We start from the raw sequence: 16,797 nt of genomic DNA, 5'->3' as shown, positions 1-16,797 counted from the left end.
CTCGTCTCCGGCGCTGGAGCATTCTGCAGGCAGGCGCTTCCGCCTGCCGTCGCACAAATGCGGCAAAACAAATGGACAGAGCAGATAAGCGAATGAAAGCGGGCCCGGCTGCTCTGAGCTGTTCGCGCCCGATTGGCATGACGGGGCCGCAAGTGCAAGAAGAATGCCGGGAAAGCGGGGATTTTTTCACCGAATTGCTGGCCGGGCGTGACGATTGTTCCTCACCCACAAGAGGCGAGGGATGCATCCGTGTGCGATGCGGGAAAGGGAAACCAGCGCGGCATATCCCCTTCTCCCGCTCGCGGGGGAGAGGGGGGCCGGCAGGCCGGATGAGGGGCATCATGCCCACGGGAAGGAGTGTCGCGGCGAAATCCGCCGCGACTATCTGTCAGCCGATCGCCATCAGGCTGGCATTGCCGCCCGCGGCAGCGGTGTTGATGGAGGTGGAGACCTCCTCCAGCAGCCAGTTGAGGCAGTAGGCTTCGGGATCGCTCGAAAGTTCCGCCGTCGTCGCTGCCTGCACCAGCACCAGCGGACCGGGAAGGCCGGCGATCTTGCGGTTGACGCGTTCGACGTCCGCCGCCTCGCCCTCGACGAGCGCGCCGGCGAACGGGCTATCCTTTGCCCAGTCGGCCGTCCATGTCAGGCGGGCGGCGACGGAGGCGGGGAGATCGGCGAGGGCGGGTTTCAGGGCCTCGACGCTGTCGATGGCGATCTGGTTGCCCGTCGCCAGCGCCGCCGCGACCTGACGCAGGAGGCCGGCTTCCGTCTTCGGCACGAGGAGGATGCGGCCGCGCGGATGGAGCGCGTAGATGTTGCGCTCGCCGACCGGACCTGGCAGTTCCCGCTCGAGACCGAGCGCAGAGCGGTTTGCGAAGCCGCGCGCCGTCTCGCCTTCAGCGGTCTTGCCCTTGCGGTCGAGCCAGGTGATGAAGTCGCGCAGCGCCGGGTCGGTATGCACCGAATCCTGCTGCGGCGGGACCGGGGCCTTCTGCACGAGGCGGCCGATATAGAGCGGGCCGCCGGCCTTGGGACCCGTGCCGGAAAGGCCGCGCCCGCCGAAGGGCTGCACGCCGACGACCGCGCCGATGATGTTGCGGTTGACGTAGATGTTGCCGACCTTGATGCGGCTCGTGACATGCGCGATCGTCTCGTCGAGGCGCGTGTGCAGGCCGAAGGTGAGGCCGTAGCCGGAGGCGTTGATATCGTCGATCAGCCGGTCGAGATCGGCGCGGCGGAAGCGGATGACGTGCAGGACGGGGCCGAAGACCTCGCGCTTGAGGTCGGAAAGCGTCTTCAGCTCGATGATCGTCGGCGGAACGAAGGTGCCGTTCTCCGTACCGGCCGACAGCGGAAGCTGCTCGACCTTGTTGCCGAGTTCGCGCATGTGCTCGATGTGCTTGACGATGCCGTCGCGGGCCTCGGCCGTGATGACCGGGCCGATATCGACATTGAGGCTGTCCGTGCGGCCGAGCGTCAGTTCCTTGAGCGCTCCCTTCAGCATGGTCAGCGTGCGATCCGCGACGTCGTCCTGCAGGCAGAGCACGCGCAGCGCCGAGCAGCGCTGGCCGGCGCTGTCGAAGGCCGAGGCGATGACGTCGCCGACGACCTGTTCGGCGAGCGCCGAGGAATCGACGATCATGCCGTTCTGGCCGCCCGTTTCCGCGATCAGCGGGATCGGCTTGCCGGTTTCCGAAAGGCGCTCGGCAAGCTGGGCCTGGATGAGGCGGGCGACTTCCGTCGAGCCGGTGAACATGACGCCGGCCGTCTTGGAGGCGCCGACAAGCGCCGCGCCGACGCGGCCCGCGCCGGGCACGAATTGCAGTGCCCCGGCCGGAACGCCGGCCTCATGCAGGATCTTCACGCTTTCATGCGCGATGATCGGCGTCTCCTCGGCGGGCTTCGCCAGCACGGCATTGCCGGCGACGAGGGCGGCGGCGACCTGGCCGGTGAAGATGGCGAGCGGGAAGTTCCACGGGCTGATGCAGACGATCGGGCCGAGCGGCAGGTGGGACGGGCCGAGCGTGCGGCGCGCCTGTTCGGCATAGTAGCGCAGGAAATCGACGGCCTCGCGCACTTCGCCGATGGCGTTGGCCGCCGACTTGCCGGCCTCGCGCATGATGATACCCATCAGCGGCTCGATGCGGGCTTCCATGAGGTCTGCCGCGCGGTCGAGGCAGGCGGCGCGCTCGGCGGGGGCGGTCGCGGCCCAGGCGGCGACGCTGTCCGCCGCCATGCCGACGATGCGCTCGGCGTCTTCCGCCCTGATCTCGGTGACGCGGCCGACGACGTCGCGGTGGTCAGCCGGGTTCAGCACGTCGCTGGTCTCGCCGGCCGTGGAGCCGTCCGCCAGAAGCGGGGCGGCGTGCCACTGTTTCGCGGCGGTGCCGGCAAGCTCACCGGCAAGCTCAGCAAGCGTCGTCTCGTTGGAGAGGTCGAGGCCCCTGGAGTTCTCGCGGCTCTTGCCGAAGAGATTGTCCGGCAGGGCGATCTGGTCGTGCTGCGCGCCGATGATGGGCATGGCGGCGACGATATCGACCGGATCGGCGATCAGCGATTCCACCGAGACCTTCGGGTCGGAGATGCGGTTGACGAAGGAGGAGTTCGCGCCGTTTTCGAGAAGACGGCGGACGAGATAGGCGAGCAGCGTCTCATGTGTGCCGACGGGAGCGTAGATGCGGCAGGGCCGATCCAGCTTGTCCTTGCCGACGACCTCGTCGTAAAGCGGCTCGCCCATGCCGTGCAGGCACTGGAACTCGTATTTGCCGACGGCGAAATCCGGGCCGGCGAGCTGGTAGATGGTGGCAAGGCTCTGCGCATTGTGCGTGGCGAACTGCGGGAAGACGGCATCCGGCGCGGAGAGCAGCTTGCGGGCGCAGGCGACATAGGCGACGTCGGTGTAGATCTTACGGGTATAGACCGGGAAGCCTTCGAGGCCGTCGAGCTGGGCGCGCTTGATCTCGGCATCCCAATAGGCGCCCTTGACGAGGCGCACCATGACGCGCCGGCCGGAGCGCCGGGCGAGGTCGATGATGAAATCGAGCACGAAGGGGCAGCGCTTGCCATAGGCCTGCACCACGAAGCCGAGGCCGTTCCAGCCCTTGAGGTTCTCGTCGAAGCAGAGGCCTTCGAGCAGGTCCAGCGAAAGCTCCAGCCGGTCGGCTTCCTCGGCGTCGATGTTGAGGCCGATATCGTAGCTCTTGGCGATGGCGGCGAGCGCCTTCACCTTCGGCAGCAGTTCGCCCATGACGCGTTCGGCCTGCGCGCGGACATAACGCGGATGCAGCGCCGAAAGCTTGATGGAGATGCCGGGGCCGTCATAGATGCCGCGGCCGTCCGAGGCCTTGCCGATGGCGTGGATCGCCTTCTCGTAGTCGCGGTAATAGCGCTCGGCGTCTGCGGCGGTGGTCGCGGCCTCGCCCAGCATGTCGTAGGAATAGCGGAAACCGCGGGCTTCGAGCGGCTTGGAGCGCTTCAGCGCCTCCTCGATGGTCTCGCCGGTGACGAACTGCTCGCCCATCATGCGCATCGCCATGTCGACGCCGCGGCGAATGACCGGCTCGCCGGCCCGCGCGATGAGGCGCGTCAGCGCGGCGGAAAGGCCGCGGTCGTTGACGGTCGAAGTGAGCTTGCCGGTGACGACGAGGCCCCAGGTGGCGGCGTTGACGAACATCGACTTGCCGCCGCCGATATGGGAAGTCCAGTCGCCTTCGGCGATCTTGTCGCGGATCAGCGCGTCACGCGTGTCGGTGTCGGGAATGCGCAGCAGCGCCTCGGCAAGGCACATCAGCGCCACGCCTTCCTGGCTCGACAGCGAATATTCCTGCACCAGACCCTCGACGCCCGTGCCCTTGTGCTTGGCGCGCAGCGCCTCGATCAGCGTGCGGGCGGTGCTGCGGATATCGTAGCGCTGCGTGTCGGTGACGCGTGCGGCCGCGACGAGCGGCGGCAGGCACTCGGTCTCGGGGCGGCGATAGGCGGCGGTGATCGCCTGGCGCAGCGCGCTCTGGGGACGGATCGGCGGGGCGAAATTGGCGAAGGGTTTCTGCATGGCGGGACCTATGAGAAGCGGTTTGCATGATATCCGGGAAACTGGCGCGGACAATATCACGGCGCTAAAAAACAAATGGACTTCAAATCGCCTTCGATTAGGCTGATCGCATCTATTTTCTGAAGATTGGAGGGTGATTTGCCCGATATTTCCCATGCTGATGGGTCGTTGGATGCCTTCGACCGAAAAATTCTCGAGGAACTCACGGAAAATGGCCGCATTCCCGTCGCGGAGCTGGCCGAGAAGGTGGGTCTTTCCAAGACGCCCTGCCAGAACCGCTTCAAGCGGCTGATCGCCGAAGGCTTCATCCAGGGCTTCAAGGCGATCCTCAATCCCTCGAAGATGAACCTCGACCATATCGCCTTCGCCGAGGTGAAGCTGACCAACACGCAGGAAGAGGCGCTGACCAGTTTCAACGCGGCAGTGAAGAAGATCAAGGAGGTCGAGGAGTGCCACATGATCGCCGGCCGCTTCGACTATCTCCTGAAGATCCGCACCCGCGACATCAAGAAATACCGGCTGGTGCTCGGCGAGAGGATTTCGAACCTGCCCTATGTCGCCAATACCTCGACCAATGTGGCGATGGAGACGGTGAAGGAGCGGGGGTGACGGTATCGCCTGTGGCCTGCCCCTCACCCTGGCCCTCTCCCCGCAAGCGGGGGAGAGGGGACGTTTCCCATGCGCAGTTGTTGGTCGGGGAAGCCGGTGCGGCATATCCCCTTCTCCCCGCTTGCGGGGAGAAGGTCCCGGCAGGGGGATGAGGGGCCAAGCATGCCCCGGAACATCGCACGGCCGCCCGCGTTTGCGCTCCTATCGACAAAGGAGGCTGTCATGCCGGCAAAATCGAAAGCGCAGCAGAAGGCCGCCGGTGCGGCCCTTGCCGCAAAGCGCGGCGACATGAAGAAGAGCGAACTCAAGGGCGCCTCGAAGGGCATGGAGAAATCCATGTCGGAAAAGGAGCTGGAGGAAATGGCCTCCACCAAGCGCAAGGGCAAGCCGGAGCACAAGTCGAAATCCGACTGATGCTCTTCCGCCAGTCCGAACTTCAGTCCCGGCGACGGCTGCCTAACCGCGCGTTTTGTGCAGCCGAGACTGCGTTACCCCTCAAACATGGGTTCGGCCTAGATTCCCGACCCGTCGAGTTGTTGGGCATCGTCGCCCTGCCATGGAGAGGGCGCGGCGGCGCGGCCGAAATTGGCCGAGGGCATCGGCATCCAACACTTCAGCTCCGGCTCGGCATATTCGATGATGCAGCCGGGCGCGGAATCGGAGGCGCGCCAGCCTTCGCCGCTGAAGCGGTCGCCATGCGACCAGTAGGCGACATCGACTTCCGCCGGGCCCTGCTCGGAGGAACGCACAGTGACGAGGATCCGGCTACCGTCCTTCGGGGCGCTCGCCATCTGGCGCCAGCGTTCTGGTTCGTCCATCGTCTGTCCTCCCGTCTTGCCGTGAAGCGAAGTTTCACCTCGCCGGCAACACGGGTCAACTCAAACTTTGAGAAGCCCCACCTCTTTTGCGCGGGGGCGGACCTGCGCGACGGCTCATGCGGCCCGATAGACCTGCGCGACCGCACCTCCCGGAAATGCCCTTGAGCTCAGGAGCTTCAGGCGCTTTGGTGCTGCAAGGCCGGAGAACAGCGGCAGCCCCTTGCCCAGCGCGACGGGAGCCACCAATAGGATGAACTGGTCTACCAGGCCCTCCGCCACGAGACTGCGGGCGAAGCCGACGCCGCCATGGGCGATGATCGGCTTGCCGTCCCGGGCCTTCAGATCGGCGATTTCCTCCGCCAGGCTGCCACTGGCAACGTAGGTCTCCGCCCAGCTTTCTGCACCGGGCTGCATTTGCCCGTTTGCCGCATTGCCGTCGTTCGTCAGGATTGCCGGTCCCTGCCGCGAAAAGACGGCCTTGGGAATCCGGTTCATCGGCGGTGCGAACATGTCGGTGGAGGTCGGCCAATAGGCAGCCATGTCCCGGAAGGTGCGGCTGCCCATGATGTGCAGGCCGGTGCTCCACAGGGTCTCGACAGACCAGGCCTTCGCCTCCTGATCGGTGCCGAACATCCACCCATTCCGGCCATCCGGATCGCTCACGAAACCGTCGATCGATATGGACATCTTCAAGATGAGGTCTCTCATGGCTTTCTCCTCCTTGCGGTTTTCCCTCCAAGGACGGGGCAGAGCGGCGGAATCCGACAATGCGCGCGCGCTACCGAAGTCCTGAAATGACGAAGGGCGCTCAACCCTTTCGGGGAGCGCCCTTCGAGCCCGGACAACTACGAACGCGCGACAGGGGGCCGTCGCTGCAGGCAGTCGTCGAATACGGGCAGTGAGCGAGAGATGGGGAGAGGGTGGCGGGAATTCAAGAGCGCCGATGGTGCGTCTTCGAAGAACCGTGGCAAACGATCGAGAAGGGCGAAACAACACGAGGCGCTCGGTCGTTGGGCGGATACGCCATCGGCCGATGGCCGCTGTGATAGGATACGTCCGGATATCAGGAGAGGATGCGATGGCGGAGGATGACCGGTTCGAGCTTTCCCGCTTCGTCGCGGCACAGGACCATGTCTTCGACACGGTTCTCGCGGAACTGCGGGCCGGGCGCAAGGAAAGCCATTGGATGTGGTTCGTTTTCCCGCAATTGCGTGCGCTCGGACGATCCCCCACCGCGAAATTCTACGGCATCGGGTCTCTGGACGAGGCGAGGGCCTATCTCGAACATCCCGTCCTTGCCGGGAGGCTGGCCGACGCGGTGGATGCGGTGCTCGCCGTGGAGGGGCGTTCCGTCCATGACATCTTCGGATCGCCCGACGATCTGAAATTCCGCTCCTCGATGACCCTGTTCGATAAAGCGGCGGGCGGCAGGGAGAAAAGGTTCCGGCTTGCGCTTGAGCGCTTCTTTGCCGGCGAGCCCGACCGGAATACGCTGGACCTCATCCATGACGGTGGCGCCCACGATCCTGCGAGACGATGATGACGCTGCCATTCTTCACCATCGGCCATTCCAACCGCAGCCTAGCGGAGTTCATCGCCCTGCTGCGCTCCGCGCGCATCGAACGGGTCGTCGATATTCGCAAGATGCTGATGTCGCGCGCCAATCCGCAGTTCAACCACGATGAGCTGTCCGCCGCGCTGGCCGAGATGCAGATAGGTTATGAGCATGTCGCGGCGCTCGGCGGACTTCGCGGCCGCAGGCCGGCCTTGCCGCCTGAGATCAATGGCTTCTGGCAAAACAGGAGCTTCCACAACTACGCCGACTATGCGCTGTCCGATGCCTTCCATGCGAGCCTTGAACATCTTCGCGCAGAAGGACACCGGAAGCGCTGCGCGATGATGTGCGCGGAGGCGGTCTGGTGGCGCTGCCACCGCCGCATCGTTTCCGACTACCTGATCGCGCAGGGCGAAACCGTCTTCCACATCATGGGCGAAGGCCGGTTCGAGGAAGCGCATCTCACGCCCGGCGCCGAGCCCCAGCCGGACGGAACGGTGATCTATCCCGCTGCAGGCGAGCCGGTTGATAAGACCGGCTCATAGCGATGACCCGCTCGTCTATCATGCCGGCGAAAGTCTGTGACCAGTCATTCGCGGGACGACCGCACAGGCATCGTGCCCGGCAGCTTCGCCTCGATTGCCGCAAGGCCGGCCTCCAGTTGATCAAGGGCGCCGGCGCCGAGGAGCTGCGCCATTTCCCGCTCGTAGCCATGCGCGAGTTCGATCATCTCGGTGAAGATGCGCCGGCCGGCCGGGGTCAGTTCCAGATGCTCGAAGCGGCGGTCGTCGGCGTCTTCGCTGCGCTTCAGCCAGCGCTTTTCCTCCAGCGCCCGGACGGCGCGGGAAACCTTCGTCTTGTGCATGCTGGAATTGGCGCCGATCTCCGTCGCCGTCATGCGGCCGTAGGAGCCGAGCGCGGCGAGCGCCCGCCATTCCGGCCGGGTCATCCGGTAGCGGCTGCGGTATTGCGCGGCGAAGCGCTGGCTCACCCGCTCGGCCGCCTGGTTCAATCGGTAGGGCAGGAAGGTTTCGAGCTTGAAGTCCATGGCCGGCCGCCTTGATGGTTACAAAATGGACAGTTACGCTTGTAACTATCTGATAAGGAGCCTTGCAGAGGAGGGCAAGCCATGCCTGACAGCACCAACAGCCTGAAATACATGCCGGGCTTCGGCAACGATTTCGAGACGGAATCCCTGCCCGGCGCCCTGCCGCAGGGCCAGAACAGCCCGCAGAAGTGCAATTACGGCCTCTATGCCGAGCAGCTTTCCGGTTCGCCCTTCACCGCTCCGCGCGGCACCAACGAGCGCTCCTGGCTCTACCGCATCCGCCCGAGCGTGCGCCACACCCGCCGCTTCTCCAATGCGAGCTACCCGCACTGGAAGACCGCGCCCTGCCTCGACGATCATTCCCTGCCGCTCGGCCAGCTCCGCTGGAACCCGCTGCCCGCGCCGAAGGAAACGCTGAACTTCCTCGAAGGCATCCGCACCATGACGACGGCCGGCGACGTGCTGACCCAGGTGGGCATGGCGGCGCATGCCTATACGTTCAACGCCGACATGGTGGATGACTACTTCTTCGATGCCGATGGCGAACTGCTGGTCGTGCCGCAACTGGGCGCGATCCGTGTCTTCACCGAGATGGGCATCATGGATGTCGAACCGCTGGAGATCTGCCTCATTCCGCGCGGCATGATGTTCAAGGTCTCGCGCATCGGCGAGGGCGATGTGTGGCGCGGCTATGTCTGCGAGAACTACGGCGCGAAATTCACCCTGCCGGATCGCGGGCCGATCGGCGCGAACTGCCTCGCCAATCCGCGCGACTTCAAGACCCCCGTCGCCGCCTATGAGGACAAGGAGACGCCCTGCCGTGTCCATGTCAAATGGTGCGGCAAGTTCTACGTCACCGAGATCGGCCATTCGCCGCTCGACGTCGTCGCGTGGCACGGCAACTACGCGCCGTTCAAATACGACCTTCGCACCTATTCGCCCGTCGGCGCGATCCTCTTCGACCATCCCGACCCGTCGATCTTCACGGTGCTGACGGCCCCGACCGAAGAGGCCGGCACGGCGAATATCGACTTCGTCATCTTCCCGCCGCGCTGGCTGGTCGCCGAGCACACCTTCCGCCCGCCCTGGTATCACCGCAACATCATGAGCGAGTTCATGGGCCTCATCCATGGCCAGTACGATGCCAAGGAGGAGGGCTTCGTGCCCGGCGGCATGAGCCTGCACAACATGATGCTGCCGCATGGACCCGACGCCACCGGCTTCGAGAAGGCCTCCAACAGCGAGCTGAAGCCCGTCAAGCTCGACCACACCATGGCCTTCATGTTCGAGACGCGTTTCCCGCAGCAGCTCACGAAATTCGCGGCCGAACTGGAAACGCTGCAGGACAACTATCTCGACTGCTGGGACGGGCTGGAGCGCCGGTTCGACGGTACGCCGGGCGTGAAATGAATTCAGCCGCCCTGCCAGGCTTTTACCGCTTCGATGGGCCAGACGAGCATCAGGATGTTCAGCGCCAGCCCGTCGCGGATGAGGTAGGTGGTCGTCGCCTCGAAGATCACGATGAGCGCGATGCTTGCCCAGACGGGCAGGCGCGAGGCGAGGAAGAAGCCGACGACCATGGCGAGGATATCCGTGCTGGAATTGATCACGCTGTCGCCGAAATAATCGAGCGAGACCGTCGATTCGCGGTAGCGGTTGATCACCATGTCGGTGTTTTCGAGGATTTCCCAGGCGCATTCCACGACGAGCGCGAGGGCGAGACGCACATTTATGCCCGCCTTTTTCAGGATCAGCGTGAAGAAGCCGAAGAACAGGATGCCGTGAATGATGTGGCTCGGCGTGTACCAGTCGGAAAGGTGCTGCGAATTTTCGGAGGAAACCACCACGCCATGCCACAGTTTCACATATCCGCACTTGCAGATGAGCGGCTGACCCATCGTATAAAGGATAGCGGCCGTCACGGCGATAAAGCCGGCGGCGATCAGCAGGGAATTTCGGACCGTGCGGTTCAAGCGGGATTTCCTTGGAGAGGCGATGCGGCGCGGATGCGGCGCATGCGGGTGGAGACAGGTGGCCGGAAGATGACACGATCCGCCGGCCGGAAACAAGATCGGGAGCGACACGCATGAAACTTGCGACACTGAAGGATTCCACCCGCGACGGCCGTCTGGTCGTCGTCTCGCGCGACCTGACGCGCTGCTCGGAAGTGGGCCATATCGCCCGCAGCCTGCAGGCGGCGCTCGACGACTGGGCGCATGTCGCGCCGCGGCTGGAGCGGGTTGCCGAAGGGCTGGAGACCGGCTCGCAGCCGACCACCCGCTTCCACGAGCACGACGCGACCTCTCCCTTGCCGCGCGCCTACCAGTGGGCGGACGGTTCGGCCTATGTCAACCACGTCGAACTCGTCCGCAAGGCCCGCAATGCCGAGATGCCTGACAGCTTCTGGACCGATCCGCTGATGTACCAGGGCGGCTCCGACAGCTTCCTCGGCCCGCGCGACCCGATCCTGGCGTCCGACGAGGCCTGGGGCATCGACATGGAGGGCGAGATCGCCGTCGTGGTCGACGACGTGCCGATGGGCGCGAGCGTGGAAGAGGCGCGCGATGCGATCCGCCTCGTCATGCTCGTCAACGACGTCTCGCTGCGCGGCCTCATCCCCGGTGAACTCGCCAAGGGGTTCGGCTTCTTCCAGTCCAAACCCTCGTCCGCCTTCTCCCCCGTTGCCGTCACGCCGGATGAGCTGGGCGATGCCTGGGACGGCGGCAAGCTGCACCTGCCGCTTCTCGTCTCGCTCAACGGCAAAACCTTCGGCAAGGCCGATGCCGGCGTCGACATGACTTTCGATTTCGGCCAGCTCGTCGCCCATGCGGCAAAGACCCGACCGCTCGTCGCCGGCTCGATCATCGGTTCCGGCACGGTCTCCAACAAGCTCGACGGCGGCCCCGGCAAGCCGGTTTCCGAAGGCGGTGCGGGTTATTCCTGCATCGCCGAAGTCCGCACCATCGAGACGATCGCCACCGGCGCCCCGAAGACCCCCTTCATGAAGTTCGGCGACATCGTGCGCATCGAGATGAAGGACAAGGCCGGCCACTCCATCTTCGGCGCCATCGAGCAGACCGTGACGCGCTACGAAAAGGACTGACCCGATGAGCGAGGAGATCGTGCTCTACGACTACTGGCGTTCCTCCGCCAGCTACCGCGTGCGCATCGCGCTCGAAAGCCTCGGTCTCGCCTACCGGCGGGTCTCCGTGGACCTTCTGGCCGGTGAGCAGCGCGCGCCCGAACACCGCGCCCGCAACCCGCAGGGTCTCGTCCCGGCGCTAGTGATCGACGGCCAGACGTTGACGCAGTCCCTCGCGATCATCGAATACCTCTCGGAAACGCGCCCCGGGGCGCGTTTCCTCCCCGCCGACCCGCTCGGCCGGCAGCGTGTGCGCACGCTCTCCTACGCCATCGCCATGGAAATCCACGCCGTCTGCAACACAGGCATCGTCGGCCATGTCATGGAGATCACCGGCGGCGGAGACGAAGTTCGTTCCAACTGGATGAAGAAGTTCATCGGCGAAGGCCTCGCCGCCGTCGAAATCCTGCTCGAAAATCCCGCCACCGGCACCTTCTGCCACGGCGACACCCCAACCATGGCCGACTTCTGCCTCGTCCCGCAGGTCTACAACGCCAACCGCTGGGGTGTGGACATATCCGGCCTGGAGCGGGTGCGCCGCATCGCCGAAACCTGCTTGGAATTGCCGGCCTTCAAGGCGGCGCATCCGGAGGTGGCGAAGGCGGCTTAGGCTTTGAAAGCCGCGTGCTGCATGCTATATATACTTCCTCGCAGAGAAGGATATACCATGCCGCTTTACGTCAAGGATCAGGAAGTCGACAGGCTTGCCGATCGACTGTCCACGTTGCGCAAGGTCAGCAAGACCGAGGCAGTGCGGCAGGCGCTGGCGCATGAGTTGGAGCGGGCGGAAAGCGAGCCGACTTTGGTGGACAGGGCGAAGGCCTTCATCCGCGATATCGACGCGAAATATCCGAAGGTCGGGCCGGCCGCCGACAAGGCCTTCATCGATAGCCTCTATGAGGAATGATTGATGTTTGTCGATGCATCGGCATTCGTCGCGATTCTGGCTTCCGAAGATGACGCGGATGCCCTTCTGACAAAACTTCAGCAGACTGAAAAACGCTATACGTCGCCTATGGCCATCTGGGAAACATCGCTTGCCCTGGGGCGCCAGCGGCGGATAGCGCCGATGGACGCGCTCGCCCTTGTCACTGACTTTTTGAAGCTGCTCCCGGTCAAGGTCGACCCCATCGAAAACGCCACCACTGAGCTGGCCGTCGATGCCTATCAACGCTTCGGCAAGGGGCGTCATCCCGCAGGCCTCAACTTCGGCGATTGCTTCGCCTATGCCTGCGCCCGACATCTCAACATGCCGCTACTCTACAAAGGCGACGACTTCTCCAAAACGGATATCGAAGCTGCATAGAAACCGCCCCGCCGAAGCGGGGCGATCCGGGATCGTCAGGCCACATCTCCCATGCAGACATATTTCAGCTCCAGATAATCCTCCGCGCCGTGGGCCGAGCCCTCGCGGCCGAGGCCGGACTGCTTGATGCCGCCGAAGGGGGCGGCTTCGGAGGAGATGAGGCCGGTATTGACGCCGACCATGCCGTATTCCAGCGCTTCGGCCACCTTCCAGACCTTCTTGAGGTCGCCGGCGAAGAAGTAGGCGGCGAGGCCGAATTCGGTATCGTTGGCCTGTTCGATCACGTCCTCGACCGTGTCGAAGCGGAAGAGCGGGGCGACGGGGCCGAAGGTCTCTTCCTTCGCCACCGTCATGCCGCGCACGACGCCCTTCAGCACCGTCGGCTCGAAGAAGGTGCCCTTGCCCTCGATGCGCTTGCCGCCGGCGATCACCGTGGCACCCTTGGAAACGGCGTCGGCGATATGGGCCTCGACCTTGTCGATGGCGGCTTCCTCGATCAGCGGGCCGATGGTCGTGCCCTTGTCGAAGCCGTTGCCGACGGAGAGCTCAGCGACCTTCTTCGCCAGCTTTTCCGCAAAGGCGTCATAGACGTTCGACTGGACGTAGAGCCGGTTTGCGCACACGCAGGTCTGGCCGGCATTGCGGTATTTCGAGGCCATCGCACCCTCGACGGCGGCGTCGAGATTGGCATCATCGAAGACGATGAAGGGCGCGTTGCCGCCGAGTTCCAGGCTCACCTTCTTGATCTGGTCGGAGCACTGGCGCATCAGGATGCGGCCGACCTCCGTGGAACCGGTGAAGGAGATCTTCCGCACCTTCGGATTGAAGCAGAGCTCCTTGCCGATGGCGGGGCCATCGGTGCCGAGGATGACGTTGAAGACGCCGGCCGGAATGCCGGCCTTTTCCGCCAGCACCGCAAGGGCGATGGCCGAAAGCGGCGTCTGCTCGGCCGGCTTGGAGACCACCGTGCAGCCGACGGCGAGTGCCGGGGCGACCTTGCGCGCGATCATCGCGGCGGGGAAGTTCCACGGCGTGATCGCGCCGACGACGCCGACCGGCTGCTTGATGACGAGCATGCGCCTGTCCGGCGAGGGGGCCGGGATCGTCTCGCCGTTGATGCGCTTGGCCTCTTCCGCGTACCACTCGACATAGGAGGCGGCATAGAGGATTTCGCCGCGCGCTTCCGGCAGGGGCTTGCCCATTTCGGCGGTGAGGATGGCGGCCAGCTCGTCGGCATTGGCGACGATCAGGTCGTTCCACTTGCGCAGCAGGGTGCTGCGGTCCTTGGCGGGTCGGGCGGCCCATGGGCCTTGCGCCTTGTAGGCGGCATCGATGGCGGCGGCGGTCTCGCTCGCGCCCATTTCCGGCAGCGTCGCCAGTTTTTCGCCCGTCGCGGGATTGAGGACATCGAAGGTCGCGGCGCCGTTGCCGCCGATCCAGTTACCGTTGACATAGCCGGCGTCGCGCAGGAATTCGGTCGATTTCAGGTGCCTGGTCAGAGCGTCGTAAAAGGCCATGATTGCATTCCTTTCGGGCAGAAAAGGCCATTCACCCGGAGCCTATGCCCCGGGTGTTGCCTTGAAATAAAGTCGTTCGGTCTTTTGCGCCGCCGGTCAGGCGGCGCGGGCTTCGACCATCGCCGCTTCGAGAATGTCGAGCGCTTCGGCGAAGACCTCGTCCTGGATGGTGATCGGCGCGAGGAAACGGATGACGTTGCCGTGCACGCCGCAGGTGAGCAGGATCAGGCCCTTTTCGAGGGCTTTCAGGCGCACCTTGTTGGCGAAGTCGGCGCTCGGCTGCTTCGTGGCGACGTCGTTGAACTCGACGGCGTTCATGAAGCCCGGGCCGCGGATGTCGACGATTTCCGGCACCTTGTCCTGCAGCGAGGCCAGGCGCTGCTTGAGGCGTGCACCGAGATTTTCGGCGCGGTTGCACAGGTCCTCGTCCTTGATGACGTCGAGCACGGCATGGGCCGCCGCAACGCCGAGCGGGTTGCCGGCATAGGTGCCGCCGAGGCCGCCCGGGCCGGGGGCGTCCATGATTTCCGCGCGGCCGGTGACGGCCGCGATCGGGAAGCCGCCGCCGAGGCCCTTGGCCATGGTCATCAGGTCAGCCGCGATGCCGTAGTGCTCCATGGCGAAGAGCTTGCCGGTACGGGCAAAGCCGGTCTGCACCTCGTCGGCGATGAGCAGGATGCCGTGCTGGTCGCAGATCTCGCGCAGCGCCTTCATGAAATTGACCGGGACGGGATAGAAGCCGCCTTCGCCCTGCACGGGCTCGACGATGATCGCGGCGACGCGGTTCGGATCGACGTCGGCGGCGAAGAGCTTCTTCAGGACGCCCAGCGACTGCTCGACGCTCGTGCCGTGCATCTCGACGGGGAAGGGCGCGTGGAAGACGTCGCCCGGCATGGCGCCGAAGCCGACTTTGTAGGGTACGACCTTGCCGGTCAGCGCCATGCCCATGAAGGTGCGGCCGTGGAAGCCGCCCGAAAAGGCGATGACGGCCTGGCGGCCGGTGGCGGCGCGGGCGATCTTCACGGCGTTCTCGACGGCTTCCGCGCCGGTCGTGACAAAGATCGTCTTCTTGGCGAAGTTACCGGGGGTGATGGCGTTCAGGCGCTCGGCGAGCTCGACATAGTTCTCGTAAGGAACGACCTGGTGGCAGGTATGCGTGAAGCGGTCGAGCTGCTTCTTGACGGCCTCGATGACGCGCGGATGGCGGTGGCCGGTATTGACCACGGCGATGCCGGCGGCGAAATCGATGTAGCGGTTGCCTTCCTTGTCCCAGATCTCGGCGTTTTCCGCGCGGTCGGCGTAGATCTGCGTGGTCATGCCGACGCCGCGGGAAATGGCGGCGTTCTTGCGGTCTGTCAGAGGCGTGGCGGTCATGGCGCTGTTCCTGGATCTGGAGGCTTCGTTTCGCTGGGCTTGCATTAACTTACATTTTTTCTGCAAGTCTCATGTGGAATTCCTACATTTTTTCTGCAAGAATGCAACGGCATTCTACGCGCGCAATGCGACGGATTTTCCAACCGGCCGGCGCGCCCGGAATGCTATACGAAGGATAATAAAGAATCAGGGATTTGGCGCGATGGGTTCCGACGAACCGGTGCATTACAAGGTGGCGGAAGCCGCGCGGCTTGCCGGCGTTTCGGCCTCCACGCTGCGCCTGTGGGAAACGCAGGGGCTCGTCGTGCCCGGCCGCTCGGAAACGGGGCACCGGCAATATAGCGCCGAGGACGTGACCCGGCTGAAGCGCATCGCCTGGTACCGCACGGAACGTGGCCTCAACCCCGCCGCCATCCGCGAGGCATTGGAGGCCGAGGAGCCCGCCGCCGATACGGGAGCCCCGGAGGGCGATGCGCCTCGGGGCGTCGGGCGCAAGCTGCGGAGCCTGCGCCATGCCGCTGGCAAGACGCTCGAACAGGTCGCAGGCGATATCGGCATCGCGACCTCGATGCTCTCCACCTTCGAGCGCACTTCGTTAGGCGTGACCTTCCGCGTGCTGCATGACCTTGCCGATTACTACGGCACGACCGTCTCGAAACTCTCCGGCGAGGAGGAAGAGGACAACCGTTCCGTCGTCAGGGCGGGGGAGTGGAAATTCTGGCCCGAGACGTCTCCGGGCGTCACCGTGCAGGTGCTGGCGGACGGGCGCAACATGATGGACTGCCACCGCTTCGTGCTGGCGCCCGGCGCGTCGAGCGACGGCGCCTACACGCATGACGGCGAGGAGTTCGTGCACGTGCTTTCCGGGCGGGTCGAGATCGTGCTCGACGGCCACGAATTTCACGACCTCGGCCCCGGCGACAGCCTCTATTTCTCAAGCTGCCGCCGCCACGCCTGGCGCAATCGCCACGATGGCGAGACCGTGCTGATCTGGATCAACACGCCCCCGACATTCTAGGCTTCATTCCGCCGCGACGATGTGGAACTCCCGCGGCTGGTCGCCCTTGGCCGCCCCGCCAATAATGTAGATGAGACAGCTCGTCCGCAGCAGCGAAGCGAAGTTCGGCACCGAACCGTTGATCTCCAGCGCCTCGTCATAGAGCGTCGAGAGGAAGCGGGAGGTCGACATTCCCTGGCTTGCCGACATCTCGTCGATCAGGTCCCAGAAGGCTGCCTCGATCTGGATGCTTGTCGAATGCCCCCCGATTCGCACCGAACGGTTGACGGGCCGGTAGCGTTGCGGATCCTGGCCCGCAAAGACCTCACACATGGCATATCCTCCAGTCGTGTTTTTATGATGCGATTATGCGGTGGGGG

The 16,797-nt window shown here is 64.7% G+C and carries 18 protein-coding genes; 10 read left to right on the top strand and 8 right to left on the bottom strand.

What is annotated here, in order from left to right:
• Nucleotides 1-388 precede the first annotated feature (388 nt).
• Nucleotides 389-4,051 (bottom strand): trifunctional transcriptional regulator/proline dehydrogenase/L-glutamate gamma-semialdehyde dehydrogenase, encoded by a 3,663-nt coding sequence (gene putA, locus ACZ48C_RS20380; protein ID WP_464783860.1) that lies wholly within the window; start codon nt 4,049-4,051, stop codon nt 389-391.
• Nucleotides 4,052-4,219: 168 nt separating this feature from the next.
• Between putA and ACZ48C_RS20375 the strand changes: the two genes are divergently transcribed.
• Entirely contained in the window at nt 4,220-4,660 is a 441-nt protein-coding gene (locus ACZ48C_RS20375; protein ID WP_415212407.1) for an Lrp/AsnC family transcriptional regulator, read from the top strand.
• A 222-nt stretch (nt 4,661-4,882) separates the two neighbouring features.
• Nucleotides 4,883-5,074, top strand: a complete 192-nt coding sequence (locus tag ACZ48C_RS20370) for a DUF3008 family protein (RefSeq protein ID WP_119255569.1) — start codon at nt 4,883-4,885, stop codon at nt 5,072-5,074.
• Between the two features lie 98 nt (nt 5,075-5,172).
• Here the strand turns inward: ACZ48C_RS20370 and ACZ48C_RS20365 are convergent, their stop codons facing one another.
• Nucleotides 5,173-5,478 carry a hypothetical protein gene (locus tag ACZ48C_RS20365; RefSeq protein ID WP_119255570.1) on the bottom strand — a complete coding sequence of 102 codons (306 nt, stop codon included), beginning with the start codon at nt 5,476-5,478 and terminating at the stop codon, nt 5,173-5,175.
• A gap of 114 nt (nt 5,479-5,592) precedes the next feature.
• Entirely contained in the window at nt 5,593-6,186 is a 594-nt protein-coding gene (locus tag ACZ48C_RS20360) for a dihydrofolate reductase family protein (protein WP_464783859.1), read from the bottom strand.
• A 370-nt stretch (nt 6,187-6,556) separates the two neighbouring features.
• On the opposite strand from ACZ48C_RS20360, the gene ACZ48C_RS20355 reads away from it, so the two are divergent.
• Nucleotides 6,557-7,018 carry a DUF1810 domain-containing protein gene (locus ACZ48C_RS20355; protein ID WP_464783858.1) on the top strand — a complete coding sequence of 154 codons (462 nt, stop codon included), beginning with the start codon at nt 6,557-6,559 and terminating at the stop codon, nt 7,016-7,018.
• Entirely contained in the window at nt 7,018-7,578 is a 561-nt protein-coding gene (locus ACZ48C_RS20350; protein WP_464783857.1) for a DUF488 domain-containing protein, read from the top strand. Before ACZ48C_RS20355 ends, ACZ48C_RS20350 begins: the two co-directional genes overlap by 1 nt.
• 44 nt (nt 7,579-7,622) lie before the next feature.
• On the opposite strand, the gene ACZ48C_RS20345 is transcribed toward ACZ48C_RS20350, so the two are convergent.
• On the bottom strand, nt 7,623-8,081 hold the full coding sequence (locus tag ACZ48C_RS20345; protein ID WP_464783856.1) for a MarR family winged helix-turn-helix transcriptional regulator: 459 nt from the start codon (nt 8,079-8,081) through the stop codon (nt 7,623-7,625).
• Nucleotides 8,082-8,162: 81 nt separating this feature from the next.
• Between ACZ48C_RS20345 and hmgA the strand changes: the two genes are divergently transcribed.
• Nucleotides 8,163-9,491 carry a homogentisate 1,2-dioxygenase gene (hmgA, locus tag ACZ48C_RS20340; protein WP_464783855.1) on the top strand — a complete coding sequence of 443 codons (1,329 nt, stop codon included), beginning with the start codon at nt 8,163-8,165 and terminating at the stop codon, nt 9,489-9,491.
• A gap of 2 nt (nt 9,492-9,493) precedes the next feature.
• On the opposite strand, the gene ACZ48C_RS20335 is transcribed toward hmgA, so the two are convergent.
• A complete protein-coding gene (locus tag ACZ48C_RS20335; protein ID WP_464783854.1) occupies nt 9,494-10,054 on the bottom strand; it encodes a DUF2585 domain-containing protein in 561 nt (186 codons plus the stop codon).
• A gap of 113 nt (nt 10,055-10,167) precedes the next feature.
• On the opposite strand from ACZ48C_RS20335, the gene ACZ48C_RS20330 reads away from it, so the two are divergent.
• The 4 genes from ACZ48C_RS20330 to ACZ48C_RS20315 are packed head-to-tail and all read left to right on the top strand — an operon-like array spanning nt 10,168 to nt 12,529.
• Nucleotides 10,168-11,184, top strand: a complete 1,017-nt coding sequence (locus tag ACZ48C_RS20330) for a fumarylacetoacetate hydrolase family protein (RefSeq protein WP_464783853.1) — start codon at nt 10,168-10,170, stop codon at nt 11,182-11,184.
• Nucleotides 11,185-11,188: 4 nt separating this feature from the next.
• Complete coding sequence (maiA, locus tag ACZ48C_RS20325) at nt 11,189-11,833, top strand: maleylacetoacetate isomerase (RefSeq protein ID WP_464783852.1); 645 nt, start codon at nt 11,189-11,191, stop codon at nt 11,831-11,833.
• Between the two features lie 57 nt (nt 11,834-11,890).
• Nucleotides 11,891-12,130 carry a type II toxin-antitoxin system VapB family antitoxin gene (locus tag ACZ48C_RS20320; protein ID WP_119255579.1) on the top strand — a complete coding sequence of 80 codons (240 nt, stop codon included), beginning with the start codon at nt 11,891-11,893 and terminating at the stop codon, nt 12,128-12,130.
• Nucleotides 12,131-12,133: 3 nt separating this feature from the next.
• Nucleotides 12,134-12,529 (top strand): type II toxin-antitoxin system VapC family toxin, encoded by a 396-nt coding sequence (locus ACZ48C_RS20315; protein WP_464783851.1) that lies wholly within the window; start codon nt 12,134-12,136, stop codon nt 12,527-12,529.
• A 35-nt stretch (nt 12,530-12,564) separates the two neighbouring features.
• On the opposite strand, the gene ACZ48C_RS20310 is transcribed toward ACZ48C_RS20315, so the two are convergent.
• Nucleotides 12,565-14,046 carry an NAD-dependent succinate-semialdehyde dehydrogenase gene (locus ACZ48C_RS20310; RefSeq protein ID WP_464783850.1) on the bottom strand — a complete coding sequence of 494 codons (1,482 nt, stop codon included), beginning with the start codon at nt 14,044-14,046 and terminating at the stop codon, nt 12,565-12,567.
• Nucleotides 14,047-14,142: 96 nt separating this feature from the next.
• A complete protein-coding gene (locus ACZ48C_RS20305) occupies nt 14,143-15,420 on the bottom strand; it encodes a 4-aminobutyrate--2-oxoglutarate transaminase (protein WP_464783849.1) in 1,278 nt (425 codons plus the stop codon).
• 202 nt (nt 15,421-15,622) lie between these two features.
• Here ACZ48C_RS20305 and ACZ48C_RS20300 point away from each other — a divergent pair, with 202 nt between their 5' ends.
• Nucleotides 15,623-16,438: a MerR family transcriptional regulator gene (locus tag ACZ48C_RS20300; RefSeq protein WP_464783848.1), complete on the top strand. Its 816-nt coding sequence runs from the start codon at nt 15,623-15,625 to the stop codon at nt 16,436-16,438.
• A gap of 3 nt (nt 16,439-16,441) precedes the next feature.
• Here the strand turns inward: ACZ48C_RS20300 and ACZ48C_RS20295 are convergent, their stop codons facing one another.
• A complete protein-coding gene (locus tag ACZ48C_RS20295) occupies nt 16,442-16,750 on the bottom strand; it encodes a ribbon-helix-helix domain-containing protein (RefSeq protein WP_119255584.1) in 309 nt (102 codons plus the stop codon).
• Nucleotides 16,751-16,797: the final 47 nt, after the last annotated feature.

It is taken from the genome of Shinella sp. 1A1, assembly GCF_055379515.1.
The sequence above is the reverse complement of the archived record's forward strand: the minus strand, read 5'-3'. Positions and strand labels throughout refer to the sequence as shown.

Bases quoted from the DNA above. Each gene is read 5' to 3' on its own strand.
- putA (WP_464783860.1), bottom strand. From the start codon at position 4,051: ATGCAGAAACCCTTCGCCAATTTCGCCCCGCCGATCCGTCCCCAGAGC.
- ACZ48C_RS20370 (WP_119255569.1), top strand. From the start codon at position 4,883: ATGCCGGCAAAATCGAAAGCGCAGCAGAAGGCCGCCGGTGCGGCCCTT.
- ACZ48C_RS20365 (WP_119255570.1), bottom strand. From the start codon at position 5,478: ATGGACGAACCAGAACGCTGGCGCCAGATGGCGAGCGCCCCGAAGGAC.
- ACZ48C_RS20360 (WP_464783859.1), bottom strand. From the start codon at position 6,186: ATGAGAGACCTCATCTTGAAGATGTCCATATCGATCGACGGTTTCGTG.
- ACZ48C_RS20355 (WP_464783858.1), top strand. From the start codon at position 6,557: ATGGCGGAGGATGACCGGTTCGAGCTTTCCCGCTTCGTCGCGGCACAG.
- ACZ48C_RS20350 (WP_464783857.1), top strand. From the start codon at position 7,018: ATGACGCTGCCATTCTTCACCATCGGCCATTCCAACCGCAGCCTAGCG.
- ACZ48C_RS20345 (WP_464783856.1), bottom strand. From the start codon at position 8,081: ATGGACTTCAAGCTCGAAACCTTCCTGCCCTACCGATTGAACCAGGCG.
- hmgA (WP_464783855.1), top strand. From the start codon at position 8,163: ATGCCTGACAGCACCAACAGCCTGAAATACATGCCGGGCTTCGGCAAC.
- ACZ48C_RS20330 (WP_464783853.1), top strand. From the start codon at position 10,168: ATGAAACTTGCGACACTGAAGGATTCCACCCGCGACGGCCGTCTGGTC.
- maiA (WP_464783852.1), top strand. From the start codon at position 11,189: ATGAGCGAGGAGATCGTGCTCTACGACTACTGGCGTTCCTCCGCCAGC.
- ACZ48C_RS20320 (WP_119255579.1), top strand. From the start codon at position 11,891: ATGCCGCTTTACGTCAAGGATCAGGAAGTCGACAGGCTTGCCGATCGA.
- ACZ48C_RS20315 (WP_464783851.1), top strand. From the start codon at position 12,134: ATGTTTGTCGATGCATCGGCATTCGTCGCGATTCTGGCTTCCGAAGAT.
- ACZ48C_RS20310 (WP_464783850.1), bottom strand. From the start codon at position 14,046: ATGGCCTTTTACGACGCTCTGACCAGGCACCTGAAATCGACCGAATTC.
- ACZ48C_RS20305 (WP_464783849.1), bottom strand. From the start codon at position 15,420: ATGACCGCCACGCCTCTGACAGACCGCAAGAACGCCGCCATTTCCCGC.
- ACZ48C_RS20300 (WP_464783848.1), top strand. From the start codon at position 15,623: ATGGGTTCCGACGAACCGGTGCATTACAAGGTGGCGGAAGCCGCGCGG.
- ACZ48C_RS20295 (WP_119255584.1), bottom strand. From the start codon at position 16,750: ATGTGTGAGGTCTTTGCGGGCCAGGATCCGCAACGCTACCGGCCCGTC.